Here is an 827-nt window from a genome sequence, read left to right on the forward strand (position 1 = left end):
AAAACACCTTGTACCTTGAAAACTGGATACGAACGATATGAAATGCTGAAACATCCGATAGCTGTTGCTTACCTGTCAGCTTGTCTTCGGACAAGGTGAAGCGAAGGTTCGTTAGAACCGGAGCATTGGTTAAGCTACTAAGAGCGCACGGAGGATGCCTAGGCGCCAGAAGCCGAAGAAGGACGTGGCGAACCACGATAGGCCTCGGGGAGCTGTAAGCAAGCGTTGATCCGGGGATTTCCGAATGGGGAAACCCAGCTGGAGTAATGTCCAGTTACTGCGATGTGAATACATAGCGTCGCGTGAGGCATACCAGGGGAACTGAAACATCTAAGTACCCTGAGGAAGAGAAAACAATAGTGATTCCGTCAGTAGCGGCGAGCGAACGCGGATTAGCCCAAACCAAGGGGCTTGCTCCTTGGGGTTGTGGGACGTCTCACATGGAGTTACAAAGGAATGGGTTAGGCGAAGAGGTCTGGAAAGGCCCGCTACAAGAGGTAAAAGCCCTGTACCCAAAAGTCCATTCCCTCCGAGACGGATCCCGAGTACCGCGAGACACGTGAAACCTCGTGGGAATCCGGCAGGACCATCTGCCAAGGCTAAATACTCTCTGGCGACCGATAGTGAAGCAGTACCGTGAGGGAAAGGTGAAAAGCACCGCGGGAGCGGAGTGAAATAGAACCTGAAACCGTGCGCTTACAAAAAGTCAAAGCCCTATTACTGGGTGATGGCGTGCCTTTTGTAGAATGAACCGGCGAGTTACGTTCACGTGCAAGGTTAAGTCGGGAAGACGGAGCCGCAGCGAAAGCGAGTCTGAATAGGGCGAA

1 rRNA gene (cut by a window edge) is annotated in these 827 nt (G+C 52.5%); it reads left to right on the forward strand.

The features are described from left to right. The first annotated feature begins 127 nt into the window (after positions 1-127). Positions 128-827: ribosomal RNA gene (locus CGZ75_RS16885) — 23S ribosomal RNA — on the forward strand; it runs 2239 nt beyond the window's last position.

This window comes from Paenibacillus herberti (genome assembly GCF_002233675.1).
Taxonomy (GTDB): Bacteria; Bacillota; Bacilli; order Paenibacillales; family Paenibacillaceae; genus Paenibacillus_O; species Paenibacillus_O herberti.